The following is a 17,155-nucleotide window of genomic DNA, read 5'->3' as shown; positions in this document are numbered from 1 at the left end:
CTTCCTCACACTCCGCACCTTTCTCCGTCGAACCCCAGCGCAGGAGCAGTCGCTCCTGTACTGGGGTTTTCCGTGTCTCCGGGCGGAGTTGGGGATTCCGGGGCGACCGGGGGCGGGAGTGGAGCGCTCTCTCGTACCAAAGAAGACCTTTGAGGTTCTCAAAGTTCAAGTGTTAACGTGTTCGGCATGAAGACTGATGTGCGCCTCCGATCTGCCACGAGCGTCCCGCTCGTGGAGCGCCTTCACGTCGATCTCTGCCGCTGTATGTCCGCGGTCTGTTGCCGCAACGTCTGATACCGGCACCATGCAGCGGCGCCGCCCCCTGACGCGGGCGCCGCACCCCCGTCCCCCCCCGCACACCGTCCCCGTGCGTCCCGATGCGTCACATCTGGAGTGTGTCCGTGTCCGCGAATCCCGCGTCCACCGCCGAGAAGCCCGCAGGCTCCGGCTTCCGCATACCCAAGGTCCCGTTCTGGGCCCAGATCGTCGCCGGTCTGGTCCTCGGCGTCCTGCTCGGCTGGCTCGCCCGCAGCCAGGACATCGACTGGCTCTACACCACGCTCGACAAGGTCGGCCACATCTTCGTCCAGCTGCTGAAGCTGGCCGTCGCGCCCCTCGTCTTCTTCGCGATCCTGGTGTCGATCACCAACCTGCGCAAGGTCAACAACGCCGCCCGGCTGGCCGGGCGCACCGTGCTCTGGTTCATGATCACCTCGCTGATCGCCGTCGCCATCGGCCTCGCAATCGGCCTGATCACCAACCCGGGCTCCGGCACCGGCCTCACCCCGAAGGACGGCAAGCTCCCCGAGCACGCCGGCTCCTGGCTCGACTTCCTGACCGGCATCATCCCGGAGAACGTGATCACCCCGTTCACCGAGCTGAACGTCCTCCAGATCGTCTTCATGGCCGCCGTCGCCGGGATCGCCGCCCTCCAGCTCGGTGAGAAGGCGCAGCCGATCCTCACCCTCAGCGAAGCCGTCCTGGAACTCCTCCAGAAGGCCCTGTGGTGGGTCATCCGCCTCGCCCCGCTCGGCACCGTCGGCCTCATCGGCTACGCGATCGCCGACTACGGCTGGGACCTGATCGGCAAGTACGCGACGTTCACCGCCGACGTCTACATCGGCTGCGCCCTGGTGCTGTTCGTCGTCTACCCCGTGCTGCTCGCCACCGTCGCCAAGCTGAGCCCGCTCCAGTTCTTCAAGGGCGCCTGGCCCGCGATCCAGCTGGCGTTCGTCTCGCGCTCCTCGGTCGGCACCATGCCCGTCACCCAGAAGGTCACCGAGCGCCTGGGCGTCCCGAAGGAGTACGCCTCCTTCTCGGTCCCGTTCGGCGCCACCACCAAGATGGACGGCTGCGCCGCGATCTACCCGGCGCTCGCCGCGATCTTCATCGCGCAGATCTTCGACGTGCAGCTGGATGTCGGTGACTACATCCTGATCGCGTTCGTCTCGGTCATCGGTTCGGCGGCCACCGCCGGTCTGACCGGCGCCACGGTCATGCTGACGCTGACCCTGTCCACCCTGGGCCTCCCGCTGGAGGGCGTCGGCCTGCTGATGGCCATCGACCCGATCCTGGACATGATGCGCACCGCCACGAACGTGGCCGGCCAGGCGCTCATCCCGGTGATCGTCTCGGCCCGCGAGAAGATCCTGGACCACGACGCGTACAACTCGGCATCGGCCTCCCCGGTGGACGAGGACGAGGTCCGCGACACCGAGCCGGAGCGCGTTCCGGTCGCGGCCTGACCGCCCGGTTCGACGCCCGAGGGCCCCTTCTCCACGCGGAGGAGGGGCCCTCGGCCGTGCGGTGTACGACGGGGGCGGGGCGCGGCCCCGTACCCTTACCGGGGAGTAGTGCTGCGGGGGCGGGAGGGAGTCGACGTGGGTGCTGTGCGGAACAAGCGGATGCCGCGCGCCGTGCGCGAGCAGCAGATGATGGACGCCGCGGTGCAGACGTTCGGGCAGCGGGGGTACCGGGCCGCCTCGATGGACGAGATCGCCGAGCTGGCCGGGGTGTCCAAGCCCCTGGTCTACCTGTATCTGAATTCGAAGGACGAGCTGTTCACCGCGTGCATCCGGCGCGAGGCGCGGGCGCTGCTCGCCGCCGTGCAGGGGGGCGTCGAGCCCGGCCTCCCGGCCGACCGGCAACTCTGGGAGGGGCTGCGGGCGTTCTTCACGCACACCGCGGAGAACCCGGACGGCTGGGCGGTGCTGTACCGGCAGGCGCGGACGCACGGGGAGCCGTTCGCCACCGAGGTCAACGTGATGCGCGAGGAGATCGTCGCGTTCGTGACCGGTCTGATCGGCGCCGCCGCCCGCGAGGCGCACCACGACCCGGCGCTCCCGGACCGGGACGTGGCGGGCCTCGCGCAGGCCCTGGTGGGCGCGGCGGAGGCGCTGGCCGGCTGGGCCAACGAGACCCCGGGCGTCTCGGCCCGGGAGGCGGCGGCGACGATGATGAACTTCTCCTGGGCGGGCCTGGAGAACCTGATGAACGGCCGCCCGTGGCAGGCGCCTAGCCCGTAGTCCCGGTCCCGGTCAGGTGCACCCGCTCGCCGTCCTCGCCGCCGCGCAGCTCGAACGCCGTGCCGTCGGTGGCGTACGTGACCGTGCCGGGCAGCAGGACCGGGGCCCGGAACTCGGTCCGTACGGTGCGGAGCGCGGCCGGGTCGGGGGTCTCGGCCAGGCAGCGGGCGACGGTCCACATGCCGTGGGCGATGGCCCGGGGAAAGCCGAAGAGGCGGGCGGTCAGCGGGTGGAGGTGGATCGGGTTGCGGTCGCCGGAGGCCGCCCCGTACCGCCGCCCGAGGTTGCCGGGCAGGTGCCATTCGGCGACGGCGGGGAGAGGCGCGGCGGCCGCCGCCGGTGCCGCCGTTTCCGTACGCGTCGCGTGCCGGGACAGATAGCCGCTGCGGGACTCCCACACCAGCGCGCCCGCGAGCCGCGCCTCGGTCACCACGGTGACCTCCGTGCCGCGCCGGTGCGGGCTCAGCTCCTGCGCGTACACCGTGAGTTCGAGCAGGTCCTCCGGCCGGAGGGTGCGGTGGGCGGCGATCTCGATCCAGGTGTGGACGAGACCGGTGACCGGGAGCGGGAAGTCGCGTCGGGTCATCAGCCGCATGGCCAGCGGGAACGCCAGGACGTGCGGGTACGTCACCGGCAGCGGCCCGGTCGCCGGGAAGCCGCAGATCGTGCGGTACGCGGCGAGGCGTCCGGGAGCGAGGGGCGCGGCGGGCAGGCGGAGGCGGCCGGCGGGCAGGGTGGCGCCGGGGCGTCCGGCGCGCTTGAAGGGCGAGGTGACGGCGCCCCGGGCCAGTGAGAGGGCCAGGCTCATCGGGTCAGGCCCCCAGCAGGCTCTGGCCGCAGACCCGGACGACCTGGCCGTTGACGGCGGCGGACGCGGGCTGGGCGAACCAGGCGGTGGTCTCGGCGACGTCGACCGGGAGGCCGCCCTGCGCGAGGGAGTTCATCCGGCGGCCCGCCTCGCGGATGAGGAGCGGGACGGCCGCGGTCATCTTCGTCTCGATGAAGCCGGGGGCGACCGCGTTGACCGTGACGCCGTGGTCGGCGGCGGCGCGCGGGGCCAGGGAGCGGACGAGGCCGATGACGCCCGCCTTGCTGGCCGCGTAGTTGGTCTGGCCGTTGTTGCCGGCGATGCCCGCGATGGAGGCGGTGGCGACGATCCGGCCGCCCCGGTTGACGGTGCCCGCCTTCAGCAGCGCGTCGGTGGTGCGCAGGACGCTGTCCAGGTTGACGTCGATGACCTGGGCCCAGCGGTCGGCGGCCATGTTGGCCAGCCGGCGGTCGCGGGTGATGCCGGCGTTGTGGACAAGGATGTCGAGGCCGTCGGGCGCGGCGGCGGCGATGCGGTCGGCGGCGTCCTCGGCGGTGATGTCGAGGGGGAGCGCGGTGGCGCCGAGGCGGTCGGCGGTGCGGACCAGGTCCTCCTGGGCCTGCGGCACGTCCAGGCAGATCACCTGGGCGCCGTCGCGGGCCAGGACCGAGGCGACGGAGGCCCCGATGCCGCGGGCGGCGCCGGTGACGAGGGCGGTCCGGCCGGCCAGCGGGGCGGCCCAGTCGCGGACCGGGCCGGGGGCGGCGTCGGTGACCTCGATGACCTGGCCGCTGACGTACGCGGACCGGGGCGAGAGCAGGAAGCGCAGGGTGGACTCGGCGGAGGCGACGGCGGACGGGGCGATCCGGACCAGCTGCACGGTGGCGCCCTTGCCGATCTCCTTGCCGAGCGAGCGCGTGAAGCCCTCCAGGGCCTGCTGGGCGGCGGCCTGGTGGTGGTCCTCCGGTGAGGGCCGCACCCCGATGACGACGACCCGGCCGCCGGGGGCGAGCGAGCGGACGACCGGGTGGAGGGCGGCGTGCACGGCCCCGAGCCCGGCGGCGGTGTCCACGGCGGTCGCGTCGAGCACGAGCGCGGCGGGCCGGTCCGCGCGCGGGACGACCTCCAGGCCGGTGGCGGTGAGGACCGCCGCCAGCTCCTCGGTGACGGCGGACGCGCCCGCGGTGAGGTGGAGGACGGGGCCGGTGAGCGTCGGCGTCTCCAGGGTCCAGCGGCGCAGCCGGGCGGGCTGCGGGAGACCGAGTTTCCGGGTGAGGAACTTGCCGGGTGCCGTGCCGGTCAGGTGCAGATAGCGGTCGGCCATTGTCCAGACTCCCTGCTCGGTCGTAGATTTACTCTGGAGTAAGGTTACTCAAGAGTCAGGAGCTGGTCGAGATGAGTTGGTCGAGTTGATTCCCCTCGCACTCCCGCGGCCCCGCCGGGTCGCGGTCATCGGCGGCAGCCGCATCCCGTTCGCCCGGTCCGACGGGCCCTACGCCCAGGTCTCCAACCAGCAGATGCTGACCGCCGCGCTCGACGGCCTGGTCGACCGCTTCGGTCTCCACGGCGAGCGCGTGGGCGAGTTCGCGGCGGGCGCGGTCCTCAAGCACAGCCGCGACTTCAACCTGGCCCGCGAGACGGTCCTCGGCTCGCGGCTCGACCCGCGCACCCCCGCGTACGACGTCCAGCAGGCGTGCGGCACCGGCCTCCAGGCGGTGATCGCCGCCGCGAACAAGATCATGCTCGGGGCGATCGACTCGGCCATCGCGGGCGGCACGGACACCACCAGCGACGCCCCGCTCGGCGTCAACGACGAACTGCGCCGGCTGCTGCTCTCCGTCCGGCGCGCCACGTCGGCGGGCGCCCGCGCCAAGGCCCTGACGGGCGTACGGCCCCGGCACCTCGTCCCGGACATCCCGCGCAACGCCGAACCCCGCACCGGGCTCTCGATGGGCGACCACGCGGCGCTCACCGCCCGGCAGTGGGACATCGGCCGCGCCGAGCAGGACCGCCTCGCCGCCACCAGCCACCAGCGGCTCGCCGCCGCGTACGAACGGGGCTTCCTGGACGACCTCGTCGTCCCGTACCAGGGCCTGGAACGCGACCAGAACCTGCGCCCCGGCTCCACGGTGGAGAAACTCGCCACGCTGAAACCGGTGTTCGGCACGGACCACCCCGACGCGACGATGACCGCGGGAAACTCGACGCCGCTCACCGACGGGGCCGCGACCGTGCTCCTGGCGAGCGAGGAGTGGGCCGAGGCGCACGGGCTCGCACCGCAGGCGTACCTCTCGCTGTACGAGACCGCCGCGGTGGACTACGTGAACGGCGAGGACGGGCTGCTGATGGCGCCCGCGTACGCCGTGCCCCGGCTGCTGGAGCGGGCCGGGCTCGGGACCGAGGACTTCGATTTCTTCGAGATCCACGAGGCGTTCGCCTCCCAGGTGCTGGCCACGCTGGCCGCCTGGGAGAAGCAGGGGCTCGCGCCCGTCGACCGGGACCGGCTGAACGTCGCGGGCTCCTCGCTCGCCACCGGCCACCCGTTCGCCGCGACGGGCGCCCGCATCGTCGCCACCCTGGCCAAGCTCCTCGCGGAGCGGGACGCCCCGGGCCGCGGGCTGATCTCGATCTGCGCGGCGGGCGGCCAGGGGGTCACGGCGATCCTCGAACGCGGCGCCTCGTCGTCCGACGGGGCATAGGGGGCCGCTGCGCGGGGCCTTCTCCCCTTTCCGGAACCGGGGGCTCCGCCCCGGATTCCGCGCCTCGAACGCCGGCGGGGCCGGATGTGCCGCCGTCCGCCCCCGCCTCGCACGCCCGGTCGTCCCCCAGTGAACCCGCCCGTCCCCCTTGCCGAGGAGCCGCACGTGTCCACGCCACCCGCCCCTTCCCCCGCACCCACCGCCCCCGCCCTGGTCGAGCCCACGTTGGAGCGGGACGCCCACGGCACCGTCCGGCAGGTCTCCGTACCGGCGTTCGCCCCGGCCGTCCGGCGCGGATCGCTCGCCGAGATCCCGTTCGACAACGCCCGCGAGGCCCCCGCCGAAGCCGTCCTCAGCCGCAAGCAGCCGGACGGCAGCTGGCAGGACGTGACGGCCGCCGACTTCGCCGCCGAGGTGCTGGCCGTCGCCAAGGGCCTCATCGCGGAGGGGCTGCGGGCCGGCGACCGGATCGCGATCATGGCGCGTACGACGTACGAGTGGACGCTGCTCGACTTCGCGGCCTGGGCGGCGGGCCTGGTCACCGTGCCCATCTACCCGACCTCGTCCGCCTTCCAGGCCCGCTGGATCCTCCAGGACTCCGGGGCGGTGGCCTGCGCGGTCGAGTCCGCCGACCAGGGCCGGATCATCAGCCAGGAGCGCAAGCAGCTCGCCGGGCTCGCGCACCTCTGGCAGTTCGACACGGGAGCGCTCGGCCGGCTGAAGAAGCTCGGCAGGGACCTCCCGGACGACGCCGTCGCCGAGCGCCGCGCGACGCTGGAGCCGCAGACCCCGGCCACCCTGATCTACACCTCCGGCACCACGGGCCGCCCGAAGGGGTGCGTGCTGACCCACGGCAACTTCTTCGCCGAGGTCGACAACGCCATCGAGCTGCTGCACCCGGTCTTCAAGTCGGTGAGCAAGTACCCCGCGTCGACCCTGCTGTTCCTGCCGCTCTCGCACGTCTTCGGCCGGATGGTCGCGATCGGCTGCCTGCGCGCCCGGGTCCGCCTCGGCCACGCGCCGTCGATCGCGACGGATGACCTGCTCGCGGACCTGGCCGGTTTCAAGCCGTCGTTCCTGCTGGCGATCCCGTACGTCCTGGAGAAGGTCTACAACACGGGCCGGGCCACCGCCGAGAAGATGGGCCGCGCCTCCTCCTTCGACCGGGCCGCCCGCATCGCCCAGCGCTACGGCCAGGCCGTCGAGGCCGCGGAACACGGCACGGGCCCGGGCCCCGGCCTCGGACTGCGCGCCGCGCGGGCGCTGTACGACCCGCTGGTCTACCGCCGCATCCGGGCGGCGCTCGGCGGGCACGTCCGGTACGCGATCTGCGGCGGCTCCCCGCTGGGGCGGCGGCTCGCGGCGTTCTACGCGGGCGCCGGCATCGAGATCTTCGAGGGCTACGGCCTCACCGAGACGACCGCCGCCGCCACGGTCACCCCGCCGCTCAAGCCCCGCCTGGGCACGGTCGGGTGGCCGATGCCCGGCACCGCCGTACGCATAGCCGGTGACGGGGAGGTGCTGCTCAGCGGCGGGCAGGTGTTCCAGGGCTACTGGGACGCGCAGCGCGGGACCGCCGTCCCCGTGCTCGACGGCGGCTGGTTCGCGACGGGGGACCTGGGCGCCCTCGACGAGGACGGCTACCTCACGATCACCGGGCGCAAGAAGGACATCATCATCACGTCGGGCGGCAAGAACGTCACCCCCGCCCCGCTGGAGGACTGGCTGCGCGCCCACCCTCTGGTCAGCCAGTGCATGGTGGTCGGCGACAACCGCTCCTTCATCACGGCCCTGATCACGCTGGAGGCGGACGGGCTCGCGCACTGGTGCCGGATGCGCAAGAAGCAGGACGTCCCGATGCGGGACCTCGTCCACGACGAGGAGCTGCGCGCCACGCTCCAGCGCGCGGTGGACGAGGCCAACCGCCTGGTCTCCCGCGCCGAGTCGATCCGCAAGTTCACCGTGCTGCCGGGGGACTTCACCGAGGAGGGCGGCCACCTCACGCCGTCGCTGAAGCTGAAGCGGGACGCGATCGCGCGGGACTTCTCGGGCGAGATCGAGGACCTGTACCGGAAGTGAGGCGCGCCCCGGATGCCCTGAGGCCGCGTCAGGCCGGGGTGTCCGGGGCCTTCGTGTGCAGGATGGCGCGGGCCTGTTCGGCGGCGCGCGCTATCGACTCGGAGACGAAGTCCAGGTAGCGGGCCATGCTCTCCAGGCGGGTGCCCGCCGGGGTGGCCGCGCCGAAGACGGGGACGCCCTCGCGCGCGGTCTCGGCGAGCTGGGCGGTGGACTCGGCGCTCGCCATCATCGACTGGTGCATGATGTCGTCGTCGACGACGTACCGTTCGCGGCGCCCCTCGCGCTCGCGGCGGACCAGGCTCTGGCTCTCCAGGAACGCGACCGCCTTGGAGACGGAGGCCGGGCTGACCTTCAGGCGCGCGGCGAGTTCGCCGGCGGTGAGGCTGCCGGTGTCGCTGAGGGTCAGGGCGGCCAGCACCCTGGCCATCATCGGGGGCGTGCCCGAGGCCATCAGGACGGTCGTGAACACCTCCTCGTACGCGCGCACCTCGCCGGCGTCGCGTCCGTAGGGCTGCGGTTCGGGGCTCGCGTCGCGGGACGCGGCCTTCCCGCGGCGGTGGGTGCGGTGCTCCGTGGCCCGGTGGGCGACGTCCGCGCGGTAGCCGACGGGTCCGCCGTTGCGGGTCACCTCGCGGGTGACCGTCGAGGTGGGGCGGTCCAGTTTCCGGGCGATCTCCGCGTAGGCGAGGCCGTCGGCCAGCCCCTGGGCGATCTGCCGGCGTTCCTGCTGGGTGAGCCTGCCTCCCGGCATCGCGGTCTCCTTCGTGGGCGCGGGTGCGGCCGTGCGGCGGCCGATGGCCCCCACTATAGCCTTCACGCTCATCCCATTGCAACGCCATGGCTCGATAGTCGTTGCGTTCCTTGCAGGCCCATTGCACCAACTTCCCTGTATTGACGTGCTGTTATTGGCTTCTGGTGCAACGAGTGTGTTGCCAGAACTGTGAATGCAACGTAGCGTTTCTTTCATCGGAAAGCGCGAGTCGCTCGGACTCGCACACCGGACAAGGAGCGCACCATGCCGCAGTTCAGCACCCCCGCCGCCGTCACCGCCCACGTCGACATCTCGGCCGGCCACATCCGGTTCATCGCCGCCGACCGCACCGACACCGTGGTCGAGGTCCTGCCCGCCGACGCCACCAAGAGCCGCGACGCGAAGGCCGCCGGCCGCGTCGAGGTCGCGTACGCCGACGGCGTCCTGGACATCCGGACCCCCAAGGAGGGGCGCGGCCGGCTCCTCGGCGAGACCGGCTCCGTGGAGATCACCGTCCAGCTGCCCGCCGGATCGCACGTCGAGGCGAAGGCCGGCGCCGCCGAGTTCCGGGGCGTCGGGCGCCTCGGGGACATCGTCTTCGAGGGCGGCTACCGCTCCGTCAAGGTGGACGAGGCCGCCAGCGCCCGGATCTCGGCGCACGACGGCGCCGTCATCGTCCGCCGCCTCACCGGGCCCGGCGAACTCAGCACCCAGCGCGGCGACGTGACCGTCGAGGAGGCCACCCGCGGCGAGCTGACCCTCAGCACCCAGGTCGGCGACATCAAGGTCGGCGCGGCGCGCGGTGTCCCGGCCGTGCTCGACGCGGGCACCGTCGTCGGCCGTATCGACAACGCCCTGAGGAACGACGGCGCGCCCGGCCTGACCATCCGGGCCACCACCACCAAGGGCGACATCACCGCCCGCAGCCTCTGACCCCCGCCCACCTCGTAGAACTCCCCCCACCTCGTAGAAGCAGAAGGAGCCACACCCATGACGAACCCGGCCATCACGGCGAACGGACTGCGCAAGGCGTACGGCGACAAGACCGTGCTCGACGGCATCGACCTCAGCATCCCGGCCGGAACGGTGTTCGCGCTGCTCGGTCCGAACGGCGCCGGCAAGACGACCGCCGTCAAGATCCTCTCCACACTCATCCCACCCGGTGAAGGGTCCGGCGCGATCAGCGTCGGCGGCCACGACCTGGCCACCGACGCCCAGGCGGTACGCGCCGCCATCGGTGTCACCGGGCAGTTCTCCGCCGTCGACGGGCTGATCACCGGCGAGGAGAACCTGCTCCTGATGGCGGACCTGCACCACCTCTCCAAGGCCGAGGGGCGGCGGGTCACCGCGGAGCTCCTGGAGCGCTTCGACCTCACGGACGCGGCGAAGAAGCCCGCGTCCACCTACTCCGGCGGCATGAAGCGCCGCCTCGACATCGCGATGACCCTCGTCGGGGACCCGCGCGTCATCTTCCTGGACGAGCCGACCACCGGACTCGACCCGCGCAGCCGGCACGGCATGTGGCAGATGATCCGCGGCCTGGTCGGCAACGGTGTGACCGTCTTCCTCACCACCCAGTACCTGGAGGAGGCCGACGAACTCGCCGACCGCATCGCCGTCCTGCACAACGGGAAGCTGGTGGCCGAGGGCAGCGCCGAGGAGCTGAAGCGCATCGTCCCCGGCGGACACGTCCGGCTGCGCTTCACCGACCCGGCGGCCTACCGCGAGGCGGCCGCCGCGCTCGGCGGCGACACCACCCGCGACGACGAGGCGCTGGCCCTCCAGCTCCCCAGCGACGGCACCCAGCGCGACCTGCGCGCCGTCCTCGACCGGCTGGACGCCGCGGGCGTCGAGGCCGACGAACTCACCGTGCACACCCCCGACCTGGACGACGTCTTCTTCGCCCTGACCGAAACCGAAGCCGGCGCCGACGCCGTCATCCCCGCCCCGACCAAGGAGACCGTCCGATGAGCACCCTCTCCCTCGCCGCGCGCGACTCGGCCACGATGCTCCGCCGCAACCTCCTGCACGCCCGGCGCTACCCCTCGCTCACCCTCAACCTGCTGCTCACCCCGGTGATGCTGCTCCTGCTGTTCGTCTACATCTTCGGCGACACCATGAGCGGCGGCGCGGGCCGCGACGCGTACATCGCGTACATCGTGCCCGGCATCCTGCTCATGACGATCGGCTCGACCACCGTCGGCACGGCCGTGTCGGTCTCCATGGACATGAGCGAGGGCATCATCGCCCGCTTCCGCACCATGGCCATCCACCGGGGCTCGATCCTCTTCGGCCATGTGGTGGGCAGCCTCCTGCGGACGCTGATGAGCGTGGTCTTCGTCGGTGCGGTCGGGGTGGCCATGGGCTTCCGCTCCACCGACGCCACCGTCCTGGAATGGCTCGGAGCTCTCGGACTGCTCGCCCTCTTCACCCTGGCCTTCACCTGGATCGCTGTGGGGATGGGCCTGGGCAGCCCCAACGCGGAGGCCGCCAGCAACAACGCGACACCGCTGATCCTGCTGCCCCTGATCTCCAGCGCGTTCGTCCCGCTGGACTCGATGCCCGGCTGGTTCCAGCCGATCGCCGAGTACCAGCCCTTCACCCCGGCCATCGAGACCCTGCGCGGACTGCTGCTCGGTACGGAGATCGGCAACAGCGGGTGGATCGCGGTGGGCTGGTGCGTGGGCCTCGCGGTCCTCGGCTACTACTGGTCCCGGTCCCAGTTCGACCGGGAACCCAAGTAGGGACCCGCTCCCCCCCGGCCGGCCAGGGTCTTTCACCCCGGCCGGCCGAGGCGTGCGTCCAGGCGGTCCAGCACCTTGCGGCCCGCCCGGCCCACGCCGACCGGCACCAGGGCCGCCCGTCCCGGCACCCGCACCCCGCCCGTGAAGGCGACCAGGGTGTGCCCGGGGCGGGCGGCCGACGGCGTGGCCGCGATGCCGATGAGCACGAAGCGGCTCTGGAGCCACAGCCAGCCGGGCCGCCGCACCCCGTGGAAGCGGGCGTGCATCCCGAACCGGCTGCGGGCCACCGCCTCCACGCGGTCCCCGTCGGCGCGGGTCAGCCGCAGCCGCCGCATGTCGGGGACCAGGAGCGCCAGTTCGCCGTCGATGTCGGCGAGCAGGGGCTCCACCTCGGCGCAGGGCGCGGCGATCTCGCGGGTGGTGACGCGGGCGCCGGGCACCCCGGCCGCGAGCACGCGGAGGCGGCGGACCGGGTCCAGGGGGGCGGCGGCGGGCCACCGCGGGGTGTCGGTCATGACGTCCATGCCTTCCGGAAGGAGTCCCGGGCGCGGGACAGACGGGACTTGACGGTGCCCACGCGGAGTCCGAGCAGGGCGGCGGCGGCCCGCTCGTCCAGCCCTTCGACGTCACGCAGCACGAGCACGGCGCGGTGCTCGGGGCTCAGCCGGGCCAGCACGTCCCCGATGTCGGCGGCGAGCTCGGGATCGCCGCGCTGGGGCAGTGCCGTGAGGTCGGCGGGCACGGAGCGGGAGCCGCGCCGGGCGACCCGGACGGCCTCCCGGCAGGCGATGGCCCGCACCCACCCGTACAGCGCGGCCGGCTCCTTCAGCGAGCGCAGGCTCCGGAAGACGGCGACCAGGGTCTCCTGGACGGCGTCCGGCCCGTCGGCGAGCGCGATCGGGGCGCAGATGCGACCGGCGTACGGGGTGAGGACGTCCAGCAGCTCGTGCATGGCGAGCGTGTCGCCGCGCTGCGCGGCCGCCACCAGGCGTATCGCGCGGTCGCGGCCGGCGTCATCGGGCACGGGCTGCGGCTTCCTTCCCGGCCGCCGTGCGGGGTGCGGCGGCGGATTCCTTCCTGGCCGCCACCCCCTGAAGCGCGGCGGCGGCTTCCTTCCCGGCCGCCACCCGGAACGCGGCGGCGGCGAGCAGCAGGCAGAGCGGTGTGTACAGGACCCGGTTGAGCAGCTGGAAGGTGTCCCCGGCCGCCGCGTCGAGCCCGGTGTCCAACCCCACCGCCCAGCCGAGCCCGGCGAGCCCGCGCAGTGCGGTGCCGCAGGCGACGGCGAGCGTACCGGCCTGGAGGAGCCGCCCGAGCCGGTGGGTGCGCCCCAGCCGCGCGCGGGCGGTGACCAGGGCCGCGCCGCCGAACAGGACGGCGGCGAGCGGCAGTACGACGGGCGGGGTGAACGGGGCGTCGATGCCCAGCACGGCGTACGAGAGTGCCTGCGCGTCCCCGGCGGGCCAGGTGCTCCCGGTGGACCAGAGCACGTGCAGCAGTCCGTCGGCGGTGAGGACGCCGGCGACGGCGAGGGCGGCGGTGCGGGGGGAGATGGCCATGCTGACTCCTCGGTGAGAGGGGGCGGACGCCCGGATCACCCCACAGAGGAGCCGGGAGGCGGATTCGTTCCCCGGTCGCGCCGATCCATCTATCTCGTAATCAAGCATCTTGACATCAAGAGACTAACGGGGCAGGCTTCCGCGGGTCCGATGATCTCTTGACGTCAAGATATGTGGGGTGGGTGGCGGTGGCGCGCACAAGCGAGGGAAGCCGACAGGCGGGTCTGCTGGCCCAGTTGCGCAACCCGCCTGGCGGCAGGGACGCCCGGATCATGCTGCGCGCCCTGGCCGTCGACCGCACCGGCACCGGCCTGTGGGCGGCCTCCTCGGTCCTCTACCTCACCTTCGTCACCCACCTCAGCGCCCAGCAGATCGGCGTCCTGCTCGGCACGGCGGGCGTCGCCGGCATCGCGGGCTCACCCCTCGCCGGACGCCTCGCGGGCCGCTTCCCGGTGCGCCCGCTGCTCATCGGCTGCCATCTGCTGCGCCTCGTCACGCTCACGCTGGTGCTGCTCTGTACGCGCTTCGAGGCGCTGCTCGTCGTGGTCGCGGTGACCTACCTGGGTGACAGGGCGGCCAAGACCCTGGAGATGCTGTTCGCCACCCGCGCCGCGGGCGAACGGCGCGCCGCCTACCAGGCGTTGTCGCGCAGTGCCGCCAACGCGGGCTACGGGCTGGGCGCGGGCCTCGCCGCGATCGGCCTGGCGGCCGGAACGACGGACGCGTACCGCGCGCTGATCCTCGGCAACGCGCTCTCCTTCCTCGTCGCCGCCGCGCTGGTGTGGCGTACGGGGGAGCCGGGCGGGGCGGTGCAGGAGGCGCGATCCGAGGCGCGCCGCCCGCGCGCCAAGGGCCCCTGGCGGGACGCCGGTTACCTCCGCTTCGTGCTCCTCGACATCCCGATGAACCTGGACGACTCGGTGCTGGGCGTCGGCCTCCCCCTCTGGCTCGTCACCCGCACCTCCGCCCCGCACGCCCTCGTCCCGGCCTTCCTGGTCATCAACACCGCGCTGGTCGTCCTGCTCCAACTCGCCGTCTCCCGCAGGGCGGAGGGCCCGCGCAAGGCAGTGCGGGCGGTGGCGCTGTACGGGATCCTGCTCTTCGTCACCTGCGCCCTGCTGGCCGCGTCCACCGGGTGCGGCACCTGGACGGCGGCCGGGGTCCTGCTCGCGGCGGCGGTCCTGGTCACGATGGCGGAGCTGATGCGCTCGGTCAGCTCCTGGGAACTGGCCGTCCTGCTCGCCCCGCCGGACGAGCGGGCCGCCTACCTGGGGGTGGCCGGCATGTCCCAGTCGATCCAGAAGTCGGCGGGCCCGCCGCTGCTCACGGGAGTGGTGATGGCCGCGGGCCCGGCCGGCTGGCTGGCCCTGGGCGCGGCGGTGGCGGGGGCGGCGGCGTGGCAACGGCGGGGCTGTGAGAAGCGGTTGCGGGCGATGGGCGCCCTTGATCCGGTGGCCGAGCGCGTCGGCTGAGGTTCCCGGCTCTACGCTGTGCCGACGCGCCCGCCCCGGCAGCCGGGGGGTGCCGCGATGAGGAGGGGATCATGCGAAGACACGTGCTGTGGAGCACGGTGGCCGCGGTTGCGGCGATGACCGTGCTCGGCACGACGTCGGCCAACGCCGAGGGGCGGGGCGACACCCAGATCACCAAGGCCGTGACCAACAACGGCAAGAACGTGATCGTGGGCATCAGCAAGACGGTGACGTTCCCGGTCAAGGTGACGGTCAAGGACAACTCGGGGATCAGCGGGCTGTCCCGGCTCGATACGATCTCCTATTCCACCGGGGGCGGTGCGTCCGAGACAATCGGCAAGACGTGCAAGAAGCTGAGCGCCACCGTCTCGGAGTGCACGGCGACGGTCCGCCTCGTGCCGGCGTACTTCCCCGGCTACAGCGATTGGAACGCCAACGACGATGTCGGCCGTTGGTGCGCATACGGCGACGTGCAGGCAAACGACGGCGACTACTGGATCTTCGACTGCGTCGCCCCGTTCAACGTCAAGCGCGCCACGACCCTGACCACGGCCGCGACGGGCCCGGGTCCGCTCACGGGCGGCAAGCAGGTCAAGGTCACCGGCACGCTGAGCCGGGCGGACTGGGAGGCGTTGAAGTACCGGGGGTACGCCGGTCAGAGCGTCCAGCTCCAGTTCCGGAAGGCGGGCGCGAGCGCGTACAGGACCGTGAAGACGGTGAGGACGAACAGCTCGGGACGCCTCTCCGCGACCGTCACCGCGAGCGGTTCGGGCAGTTGGCGCTGGTTCTACCCGGGCACGTCCACCACCGCGCAGATCGCCTCGGCCGGTGACACCGTGACGCTGGGGCCGGCGACTATGCGCGGCCCGTACGTCATGCGCGCGGCCACTCGAGGCTGACGCGCCTCCAGGGCGGCCGGGTGACCACGTACCCGGCCGCCCCGCCCGTACGGTCTCGGCATCGCGCCCCGGACCGCATACGTTGGGCCTCCACGGGACAACGACGGAGGTGCCTTCGTATGCGGATCGCCACCACGATCTTCCTCACCGACGAGACGATCGCCCCGGTGCGGCTGGCGCACCAGCTCGAACAGCGCGGGTTCGCCGGGCTCTACCTGCCCGAACACACCCACATCCCGGTGAGCCGCGACACCCCCTACCCGGCGGGCGGCGAGCTGCCCCGCGAGTACGGCCGCACCCTCGACCCCTTCGTCGCGCTCGCCCAGGCCGCGGCGGTCACCGAGCGGCTGACCCTGGGCACGGGCATCACCCTGATCGCCCAGCACGACCCCATCGACCTCGCCAAGCAGGCCGCCACCCTCGACCACCTCTCCGCCGGCCGCTTCACCCTGGGCATCGGCTACGGCTGGAACGTCGAGGAGGCCGCCGACCACGGTGTCGAGTGGTCCACCCGCCGCCGGCTGGGCCGCGAGCGGCTCGAGCTGATGCGGGCGCTGTGGGCGCAGGAGCCCACGGCGTACGAGGGCGAGTTCGGCTCCGTCCGCGCCAGCCACGCGTACCCGAAGCCCTGCCGGCCGCAGGGCCCGCGCACCCTGATCGGCGGCGCGGCCGGTCCCAAGTTGTTCGACCAGATCGCGGAGTCGGCCGACGGCTGGCTGCCCATCGGCGGCCGGGGCCTCACGGAGTCCGTGCCCCGCCTCCGTACCGCCTGGGAGGCGGCCGGCCGCGACCCGAAGGACCTCCACGTCGTCCCGTACGCGGTCGTCCCGTCCCCGGGCAAGCTGGCCCGCTTCGCGGACCTGGGCATCGAGGAGGTCGTCGTCCAGCTGCCGCCGGCCCCGGAACCGGAGGTGCTGCGGACGCTGGACGCGTACGCGGCGTACCTGTAGGGCCCGGCTGTCCGACCCCGCTGCTACGTTGGCGCCCGCTCTTCCTTCGACCCCGGAGAGGGACCCGTGGACGCCACGTACGACGAACGGCTCGCCGCATTCTCCCGCGAGCGGCTGGACGGCCGCCCGGTCCCCGACGACCTGCGCGTGCTGCTGGTCGCGCAGTGGGAGGGCCGCACCGACCTCACCCACCTCCTGGGGCTCGAGTTCTTCGGGCCCGGCGAGCTCCACCCGTTCCTCGACACCGGCTACCTCAGCGAGAAGGAGCTGGCCGACCCGGAGATGCAGGCCATCAACGCCGGGGTCGCGCGGATGGCGGAGTACGTGAAGCTGGTGGCCCGGGGCGGCAAGGGCTGGGTCGGCTACTGGGTCCACCCGGACGAGCCGGCCCCGCGCCCGATCGAGCTGGACACCGAGTTCACCCTCTGGCCCATGTCCGGCTCCACCCTGTCCGAGGGCGCCGCCTGCGAACGGGCCCATCTCCTGGACGAGCCCGACGAGCGCGCCGCGTTCCGGCAGCTGGCGGAGGAACTGGCCGCGCTGGGGCTGCCGTTGGGCGCGGCGGAGTACGACGCCCTGGACGCCAGCGACTACGCGGTGGACCCCGAGCGGCTGTTGGAGAACGTGGTCGCGGCGGAGCGCGCCGCGCGCGGGCTGGGGTGAGGAGGC

At 73.0% G+C, this 17,155-nt stretch carries 17 protein-coding genes; 11 read left to right on the top strand and 6 right to left on the bottom strand.

Going from position 1 to position 17,155, the window contains the following annotated elements; genetic code table 11:
• Positions 1–401 precede the first annotated feature (401 nt).
• Both ACLQ2N_RS17890 and ACLQ2N_RS17885 read left to right on the top strand, forming a co-directional pair.
• Positions 402–1,745, top strand: a complete 1,344-nt coding sequence (locus ACLQ2N_RS17890; protein ID WP_425814067.1) for a dicarboxylate/amino acid:cation symporter — start codon at positions 402–404, stop codon at positions 1,743–1,745.
• Positions 1,746–1,904: 159 nt separating this feature from the next.
• On the top strand, positions 1,905–2,525 hold the full coding sequence (locus ACLQ2N_RS17885; RefSeq protein WP_164400092.1) for a TetR/AcrR family transcriptional regulator: 621 nt from the start codon (positions 1,905–1,907) through the stop codon (positions 2,523–2,525).
• Here the strand turns inward: ACLQ2N_RS17885 and ACLQ2N_RS17880 are convergent.
• Positions 2,515–3,333, bottom strand: a complete 819-nt coding sequence (locus ACLQ2N_RS17880) for a MaoC/PaaZ C-terminal domain-containing protein (protein ID WP_425814065.1) — start codon at positions 3,331–3,333, stop codon at positions 2,515–2,517. The genes ACLQ2N_RS17885 and ACLQ2N_RS17880 overlap by 11 nt on opposite strands.
• A 4-nt stretch (positions 3,334–3,337) precedes the next feature.
• A complete protein-coding gene (locus tag ACLQ2N_RS17875; protein WP_425814063.1) occupies positions 3,338–4,657 on the bottom strand; it encodes a 3-oxoacyl-ACP reductase in 1,320 nt (439 codons plus the stop codon).
• A 76-nt stretch (positions 4,658–4,733) separates the two neighbouring features.
• Between ACLQ2N_RS17875 and ACLQ2N_RS17870 the strand changes: the two genes are divergently transcribed.
• Together ACLQ2N_RS17870 and ACLQ2N_RS17865 are read left to right on the top strand one after the other, a co-directional pair.
• The gene (locus ACLQ2N_RS17870; RefSeq protein ID WP_425814061.1) at positions 4,734–6,032 is read left to right on the top strand and encodes an acetyl-CoA C-acetyltransferase; all 1,299 of its coding nucleotides are present in this window, start codon (positions 4,734–4,736) and stop codon (positions 6,030–6,032) included.
• A 165-nt stretch (positions 6,033–6,197) separates the two neighbouring features.
• Positions 6,198–8,111, top strand: a complete 1,914-nt coding sequence (locus ACLQ2N_RS17865; protein WP_425814059.1) for an AMP-dependent synthetase/ligase — start codon at positions 6,198–6,200, stop codon at positions 8,109–8,111.
• A gap of 28 nt (positions 8,112–8,139) precedes the next feature.
• Here ACLQ2N_RS17865 and ACLQ2N_RS17860 read toward each other — a convergent pair whose 3' ends face one another.
• On the bottom strand, positions 8,140–8,862 hold the full coding sequence (locus tag ACLQ2N_RS17860; RefSeq protein ID WP_425814223.1) for a helix-turn-helix domain-containing protein: 723 nt from the start codon (positions 8,860–8,862) through the stop codon (positions 8,140–8,142).
• Positions 8,863–9,126: 264 nt separating this feature from the next.
• On the opposite strand from ACLQ2N_RS17860, the gene ACLQ2N_RS17855 reads away from it, so the two are divergent.
• The 3 genes from ACLQ2N_RS17855 to ACLQ2N_RS17845 are packed head-to-tail and all read left to right on the top strand — an operon-like array spanning position 9,127 to position 11,606.
• Positions 9,127–9,795 (top strand): hypothetical protein, encoded by a 669-nt coding sequence (locus tag ACLQ2N_RS17855; protein WP_425814057.1) that lies wholly within the window; start codon positions 9,127–9,129, stop codon positions 9,793–9,795.
• Between the two features lie 57 nt (positions 9,796–9,852).
• Positions 9,853–10,833, top strand: a complete 981-nt coding sequence (locus ACLQ2N_RS17850) for an ATP-binding cassette domain-containing protein (RefSeq protein ID WP_425814055.1) — start codon at positions 9,853–9,855, stop codon at positions 10,831–10,833.
• Entirely contained in the window at positions 10,830–11,606 is a 777-nt protein-coding gene (locus ACLQ2N_RS17845) for an ABC transporter permease (RefSeq protein ID WP_425814053.1), read from the top strand. Before ACLQ2N_RS17850 ends, ACLQ2N_RS17845 begins: the two co-directional genes overlap by 4 nt.
• Before the next feature lie 32 nt (positions 11,607–11,638).
• Here the strand turns inward: ACLQ2N_RS17845 and ACLQ2N_RS17840 are convergent, their stop codons facing one another.
• The 3 genes from ACLQ2N_RS17840 to ACLQ2N_RS17830 are packed head-to-tail and all read right to left on the bottom strand — an operon-like array spanning position 11,639 to position 13,165.
• A complete protein-coding gene (locus tag ACLQ2N_RS17840; protein WP_425814051.1) occupies positions 11,639–12,121 on the bottom strand; it encodes a hypothetical protein in 483 nt (160 codons plus the stop codon).
• On the bottom strand, positions 12,118–12,630 hold the full coding sequence (locus ACLQ2N_RS17835) for an RNA polymerase sigma factor (RefSeq protein WP_425814049.1): 513 nt from the start codon (positions 12,628–12,630) through the stop codon (positions 12,118–12,120). The genes ACLQ2N_RS17840 and ACLQ2N_RS17835 overlap by 4 nt, the downstream gene beginning before the upstream one ends.
• Positions 12,620–13,165 (bottom strand): DUF3995 domain-containing protein, encoded by a 546-nt coding sequence (locus tag ACLQ2N_RS17830; RefSeq protein WP_425814047.1) that lies wholly within the window; start codon positions 13,163–13,165, stop codon positions 12,620–12,622. The genes ACLQ2N_RS17835 and ACLQ2N_RS17830 overlap by 11 nt, the downstream gene beginning before the upstream one ends.
• A 188-nt stretch (positions 13,166–13,353) precedes the next feature.
• On the opposite strand from ACLQ2N_RS17830, the gene ACLQ2N_RS17825 reads away from it, so the two are divergent.
• The 4 genes from ACLQ2N_RS17825 (at position 13,354) to ACLQ2N_RS17810 (ending at position 17,149) form a co-directional block, all read left to right on the top strand.
• Positions 13,354–14,637 carry an MFS transporter gene (locus ACLQ2N_RS17825; protein WP_425814045.1) on the top strand — a complete coding sequence of 428 codons (1,284 nt, stop codon included), beginning with the start codon at positions 13,354–13,356 and terminating at the stop codon, positions 14,635–14,637.
• Between the two features lie 71 nt (positions 14,638–14,708).
• Positions 14,709–15,536: a hypothetical protein gene (locus ACLQ2N_RS17820; RefSeq protein WP_425814043.1), complete on the top strand. Its 828-nt coding sequence runs from the start codon at positions 14,709–14,711 to the stop codon at positions 15,534–15,536.
• 119 nt (positions 15,537–15,655) lie between these two features.
• Complete coding sequence (locus ACLQ2N_RS17815) at positions 15,656–16,486, top strand: TIGR03619 family F420-dependent LLM class oxidoreductase (protein WP_425814041.1); 831 nt, start codon at positions 15,656–15,658, stop codon at positions 16,484–16,486.
• Between the two features lie 66 nt (positions 16,487–16,552).
• Entirely contained in the window at positions 16,553–17,149 is a 597-nt protein-coding gene (locus tag ACLQ2N_RS17810; RefSeq protein WP_425814039.1) for a hypothetical protein, read from the top strand.
• Positions 17,150–17,155: the final 6 nt, after the last annotated feature.

This window comes from Streptomyces sp. DT224, from assembly GCF_049844595.1.
Lineage (GTDB): Bacteria > Actinomycetota > Actinomycetes > Streptomycetales > Streptomycetaceae > Streptomyces.
Note: the sequence above shows the minus strand (reverse complement) of the source record. Positions and strands in the feature narration are given on the sequence as shown.